Genomic DNA, 6,363 nt, shown 5'->3' with positions numbered 1-6,363 from the left:
TTCCCCCGCAGCCGCGCCTTCTCCCCCCCACGCATGCATCAAAAAACAGAGCAGACCCCAGCCCTTCCCCGGCTTCGGGTCTGCTCTCTATACTCTATTCTATGAACGCACAACGCCCTTCTGCCGGGCTTCACGCAGCCACTTCGGATACTCGTTGAACAGCCGGTCATACAGGTCCTCATCGCTAACCTCGTCCAGATCATCCAGCGCGAAGAAGTCGGCATTATCCACATAACGGCCCTGCAGATCATCTAGCTCACGGAGTACACCATAATCCGCATTGCCCAGCCCTACAAACTGCCAGAAGATATTATGCTTCGAGCTCTGGATCAGCAGCTTCGATATTTTGGGCGTCTCATAGATACCTCCGTCGCTGAAGAACACCACATAGACTGGCAGGTCGCCCGGCTCCTCCTTCGTGTATTTCTTGATCAGATCCGCCATAACCACCGGCTCATTATTTCCAATGCCCAGTCCCCCGAACATCTTCGGTCCCGGATAGGTCCGCTTCACATAATCCTCATAGCCATGTTCATTCACGCTCGGCATTCTCTTACTCTTGGTGGCGAAGAACCAGACATCCAGCATCCCGTCATCATCCATCTTAGCCGCCACAGCCAGCACCCGTTCAAAAGCCCGCTGCACGACTCCCTTCGCATATAATTGCGCCATAGAGCCAGATGCATCGAACACCACGGCCACCCTTGCCTTCTCCTGGTCGAGATTCTTCTTGCGCAGTGAAATTCCAACCTGCTGCTTCAGAAGGTCAATCTTCGTCAAATTCAGTGCCGGCCGGGGAGCCTCCTCCTGAACTGTATCCTTAGGCGGTCCGCTGTAGGTAGCCGCTGCTTCCGTATGGCCTGACACCGCTTGAGCTTGTGCTCCGCTGCCGCTCTCCGGCGCTTCGTCTTCCACCTCGACCCCATGCGCTTCCGCCAGCGGCTTCAGTCCGCCATGGAAGCCCCGTCCGACCGCGCGCAGCTTGAAGCCCCCGCCGTGGCGGTACAGCTCTGCCAGCACGAGCGAGGTCTCGGCATTGCCTTCCATAATCTCATAGACCAGCTCCGTATCCTTCCCTGCTGCGCTGATTCTGCAGCCTCTGACATCGGCGAAGGTTCCGGGGCCATCCAGCGTAGCGGCGAAGACGCATTTATCAATGCCCGAGGCGCTAAGTGCACGCAGATCAATGGCAAACTCCCCGCTGTATTTATCGATAGGATTGAATACGACCGTGTGCTTGGGATCAGCTGGCTGATTATAAAAGATAAAGAAATCATCGGACGGTACCTTCCCGTTCTCGCCCACCATGAAGCAGCTGATATCCAGAATAGCCGGGGAACTGCTGCAGGATATCTTCACGGTTGCCTGGGTGGAAGCCTCGTCCAGCTTCGCATTGGAGCCGCTTACCAGCTTGATTATATTAGGATTCATGAATGCACTCTCCTACTCTCTCATATGTACTTCCAGGATGTACCAGACTCCATTTTTGCAAAAAGGAGCAGACCATTCCCTGCTAAGGATATGTCTGCTCCTGGTTGATCAATAGACTATGACTCTCAGCGCATCCGTTATCTCAGGCTATCTGCGGAGTGCTCTGCTTATAGCGATTCGATGGCTGCAGCCAGAATTGTCTTATTCTTCAGACTTCTCTGCTTCGGCTGCTTCCTCTGCTGGAGCGGCAGCTTCATCAGCCGGCTCTTCCATCACGAGCGGAGGCGAGATCCGTACGATCAGTGTATCTTCAGGGGTAAGAATCTCCCAGCCTTCATGCTTCGGCAGATCGGATACCAGCAATTGATCACCGATCTCCAGGCCGCTGATATCTACATCAAATGTAGCTTCCAGCTTGTCCGGCAGGGTGCGGATGTCCAGCTCATACAGCTCAATCTGCTGCACGCCTCCGCTCTTGACGCCGGCAGGGTCGCCTGTGAAGTTGAAGGCCACCTTGGTGTCCAGCTCTGCCTTCATATCAATCTGCTGCAAATCTACATGAAGCAGGGTACGGGATAACGGCTGGCGCTGTACTTCCTGAATAACTGCATTTTTCGAGCCGGAGCCCGGGAATTCCACCTTCAGGATGGCACGCGGGTTTTTGCCGAGAATATCATTAAGGGTTTTGGCATCTGCTGAGAAGGACTGGGTATCTGAACCTGCACCGTAAACTACAACCGGTACAAAACCTTTGCTGCGCTGGGAAGCGTTCGATCCGGATCTTTCAGTCAAGCGTACTGTGGTATTCATGATATTTCCTCCTAATAGTTTTTTTGAGCGCTACGCCCTTCGTCCAGAAGCCGGGCAAGTCGCCCGGGGGCGGCGTACGCCAAGTAGTGTCAGCATAGCTGCATTAAAAAACAAGACCAATTAGCTCTTATGTCTAATCAGTCTCTTATTAACCATATTTGCCTGCTATGGAATCAGTATAGCACCGGGAAATAAACAAGTCAAAATAGGGTAATTTTCAAGCAAGATCCATATTTATAAATGATTACGCTAAATGACAGGCCACCAAGTGCCCGCCGCCAGCGTCACGCAACAGTGGAATCTCCGCTCTGCAGACCTCCAAGGCGAATGGGCAGCGCGTATGAAATTTACAACCGGACGGCGGATTCGCCGGGCTTGGAATATCTCCGGTCAGCACGATGCGTTCCCGCTTCAGCCGGGGAACCGGCACCGGAACAGCGGACAGCAGCGCCTTCGTATAAGGATGAAGCGGATGCCGGAACAACTCATCCCTGGCGGCAGTCTCCACGATGGACCCAAGATACATCACACCTATTCTGGTGCATAAATGCTCTACCACGCTAAGATCATGGGAGATGAATAAGTACGCCAGCCCTTTGCTCTGCTGCAGCTTGCTGAACAGGTTGATGATCTGCGCCTGAATCGACACATCCAGCGCCGACACCGGCTCATCTGCAACAATCAGGTCCGGATTCAGGATCAGCGCCCGGGCAATCCCGATCCGCTGGCGCTGGCCGCCGGAGAATTCATGCGGGAAACGGTCAATATGATATGCGGATAACCCGCAGGCCTCCAGCGCCTCCAGCACCAGGCTTCTGACCTCAGCCTTTGAACACAGCCCATGGTCAAGCAGCGCTTCACCTATGGCATCGCCGACCCTGATCCGGGGATTAAGGGCACTATACGGGTCCTGGAAAATGAGCTGCATCTGCGGCCGGATCAGCCGCATCTCCGCAGCAGACAGGCTGTGAATGTCTGTACCCTTGAACCGGACCTCCCCGTCTGTCTTGTCCGTCAAGCGCAGAATGGTGCGCCCTACGGTGCTTTTGCCGCTGCCCGATTCCCCGACCAGGCCGAAGGTCTCACCCGGCCGGAGTATGATGCTGACATCGTCTACAGCCTTCACATTTCCTGTCGTGCGGCCGAGCAGGCCCTGCTTCACCGGAAAATATTTCTTCAGATGCTTCACTTCCAGCAGCGCTTCAGACATAGACTTCCGCCTCCTCATACAGCCAGCAGGAGACCTTCTGCCCGTGGCCGGTCTCCTTCAGCAGCGGCTGCCGTGTACGGCAGACCGGCATACAATGCCCGCACCGGTCATGGAAGTAGCAGGACGGGGCAAGCTCAAGCGGGCTTGGCACCTGCCCGGGAATGGAATAGAGCTCCTCCAGGCGCTGGCCCATCACAGGCTTCGACTTCAGCAGCCCGCGTGTATAGGGATGCTGCGGATTCTGGAACAGCTCCACGACTCCGCCCTCTTCCACGATCTGCCCGGAGTACATCACGATCACATAATCCGCCATCTCGGCGACAACCCCTAAGTCATGCGTAATCAGCAGGATCGACATCCCGGAATCTTCCTTGAGGCTGCGCAGCAAGTCCAGAATCTGGGCCTGAATCGTCACATCCAGCGCCGTGGTCGGCTCATCGGCAATCAGCAGCTTAGGGCTGCAGGAGACCGCTATGGCAATCATAATCCGCTGGAGCATACCGCCGCTCAGCTCATGCGGGTAGCTGGCCATAATCTGTTCCGGACGGGATATCCCCACCTGGGTAATCAGCTCAAGCGCACGGGCACGGGCTTGTTTCTTGTTCATTCGGAGATGAACAGACAACGGCTCCATAATCTGCTCGCCAATTCTCATAACCGGATTAAGCGAGGACATGGGTTCCTGAAAAATCATCGCAATCTCATGGCCGCGGATGCTGCGGAGTAGATTTTTGTCCAGCCGCAGCAGATCCTCTCCCTGGAAACCGATACGCCCCCCGGTGACTTTACCGCCAGGCTCCTCCACCAGGCCCATAACCGACATGGCCGTGACACTTTTCCCGCAGCCGGATTCACCGACAATACAGACTGTTTCACCTCTGCCGATCTTGAAGCTGACGTTATCCACCGCCTTAACGGTGCCTTCTTCCGTGAAGAATTCGGTGCTTAGACCGTCTATATTCATTACAGGCTCCATCGATTTGGCCACCTACCTCTTCTGTTTAGGATCAAGGACGTCTCTGAGGCCGTCACCAAAGATATTAATCGCAATCACTGTGGCAAAAATCGACAATCCCGGCGGAATCCACAGCCATGGCCGGTTCTGGAAATCAAGAATATTGTTCGCCGCGTCAATCATATTCCCCCAGGTCGGAGTAGGAGGCATAACCCCCAGGCCGAAGAAGCTCAGCACCGATTCGCTGAGAATGGCACCGCCGATATTCAGCGTAGCCATAACGATCAGCAGCGGAACAATATTAGGCAGCAGATGATGCACCAGCTTCCTGCGGTCGCGCAGTCCCAGCACCACTGCCGCCTGCATGAATTCACGTTCCCGCAGGCTCAGCATCTGGCCCCTTACCATCCTTGCCAGCCCCGGCCAGTTCACAATACTGAGCATCAGCATGACGATATACATCCGGTAATCCGTCGGAATCTTCCATTCCGAGAGCAATGCACCGAAGATGAACAGCAGCGGCAGACCGGGAATGGTCATCAGCAGATCGGCAATCCGCATAATGATCTGATCCAGCAGCCCCCCGTAATAACCGGCAATCGCCCCCAGAAGCGCCCCCAGAAATACAGACAGCAGCATGGAAGCAAGACCTACGGTCAGGGATATGCGTCCGGCCTGCATCACCCGGGTCAGAATATCCCGGCCCAGCGCATCGGTACCCAGCCAATGCTTCAGACTCGGGGCTTTGTTCATGAAAGCCATGTTGATTTTGTTATCCGTATAAGGTGAGAAGAACGGGCCGATGAAACATAACACAAACATAAAAACAACCACCGCGAACCCGGCAACGGCCAGCTTATTGCGCATAAGCCTCCGCAAGGATTGCCGCAGCAGGGAGGATTTGCGCAGGCTGGAGCGGGGTCCCTCCATTTTTTTCACACTGAGATCAGTTGCCATGAGAACTCCCCTCCTATAACCGGACACGCGGATCAGCCACCCGGTACAGAATATCCGATAGCAGGGTTCCTATGACGGTCAGAATAGCCAGAAACATGGTAAAGCCCATCAGCAAGGGATAATCCCTTAACCCGAAGGACTTCATATACAATTGGCCGATCCCCGGCCAGTTGAAGATCTGCTCGATAATAATCGAGCCTCCGAACAGGGCAGGCAGCTCAAAGCCAACCAGCGTAATTGCCGGCAGCAGGGCATTGCGCAGCGCATGGGAGAACAGCACCTTCCGCTCCCTGAGCCCTTTTGCACGGGCCGTCCGGATATAGTCCTGCTTGAGCACATCAATCATATTGCTGCGGAAGTAGCGGGTTAATGAACCCAGTCCAAGCAGCGTCATTACAATGACCGGCAGCGTCATATGCTGCACCACTTCCTTGAAATAGGCAAATCCTGCCGCGGTGCTGCCCGTAGTCGTCATCCCGCCCGGCGGCAGCCACTTCAGATCCACAGCCAGAATCTTGATCAGGAACAGGCCGATGAAGAAGGACGGCAAGGACATGGCAGCGAAGATCGCAATCATCACCAGCGTGTCGAACCAGGAATATTGCTTATAAGCAGAGATGACACCGATAATTACCGCGATAAGCCAAGTGAGGAAGGTAGAGACAGCCGCCAGCAAAAAAGAATTCCAGATATAATCGCCAAATAGCTGAAGCACCGGCTTCTGCTGGGCAAGTGAATATCCGAAATCCCCGTGGAAGGCATGGCTCATCCATGTCCAGTAGCGTTCCAGCACCGGCTTGTTCAGGCCGTAGATCTCCCGCAGCTCCGCTTTGCGTTCTGCCGTCAGCTTGATGTTTCCGGTAATGAAATCCCCCGGCGTCAGGGCATATAGGCAGAAGATCAGCAGCGAAGCCGCAAAGAGGATGATCAGCATATACAGCATTCTTTTAGTCAGATAAGCGCTCATGAATGGCTCCTTAGGCTTCATCCTCCTGCCTGC

The 6,363-nt window shown here is 54.7% G+C and carries 6 protein-coding genes; all 6 read right to left on the bottom strand.

Features of this window, described 5'->3' with window-relative positions; all coding sequences use genetic code 11:
* Positions 1-99: 99 nt before the first annotated feature.
* Complete coding sequence (locus tag MKX63_RS16785; protein WP_341018461.1) at positions 100-1,431, bottom strand: vWA domain-containing protein; 1,332 nt, start codon at positions 1,429-1,431, stop codon at positions 100-102.
* 201 nt (positions 1,432-1,632) lie between these two features.
* Entirely contained in the window at positions 1,633-2,241 is a 609-nt protein-coding gene (locus MKX63_RS16780; protein WP_341018460.1) for a 50S ribosomal protein L25, read from the bottom strand.
* A 244-nt stretch (positions 2,242-2,485) separates the two neighbouring features.
* On the bottom strand, positions 2,486-3,451 hold the full coding sequence (locus tag MKX63_RS16775) for an ABC transporter ATP-binding protein (RefSeq protein ID WP_341018458.1): 966 nt from the start codon (positions 3,449-3,451) through the stop codon (positions 2,486-2,488).
* The gene (locus MKX63_RS16770; RefSeq protein WP_341018456.1) at positions 3,444-4,427 is read right to left on the bottom strand and encodes an ABC transporter ATP-binding protein; all 984 of its coding nucleotides are present in this window, start codon (positions 4,425-4,427) and stop codon (positions 3,444-3,446) included. Before MKX63_RS16770 ends, MKX63_RS16775 begins: the two co-directional genes overlap by 8 nt.
* Before the next feature lie 12 nt (positions 4,428-4,439).
* Positions 4,440-5,363: an oligopeptide ABC transporter permease gene (opp4C, locus tag MKX63_RS16765; protein ID WP_341018453.1), complete on the bottom strand. Its 924-nt coding sequence runs from the start codon at positions 5,361-5,363 to the stop codon at positions 4,440-4,442.
* A 13-nt stretch (positions 5,364-5,376) separates the two neighbouring features.
* Positions 5,377-6,330 (bottom strand): ABC transporter permease, encoded by a 954-nt coding sequence (locus MKX63_RS16760; RefSeq protein WP_341018686.1) that lies wholly within the window; start codon positions 6,328-6,330, stop codon positions 5,377-5,379.
* Between the last annotated feature and the right edge of the window lie 33 nt (positions 6,331-6,363).

The sequence above is a fragment of the Paenibacillus sp. FSL R7-0179 genome (assembly GCF_038002265.1).
Lineage (GTDB): Bacteria > Bacillota > Bacilli > Paenibacillales > Paenibacillaceae > Paenibacillus_AQ.
The sequence above is the reverse complement of the archived record's forward strand: the minus strand, read 5'-3'. Positions and strand labels throughout refer to the sequence as shown.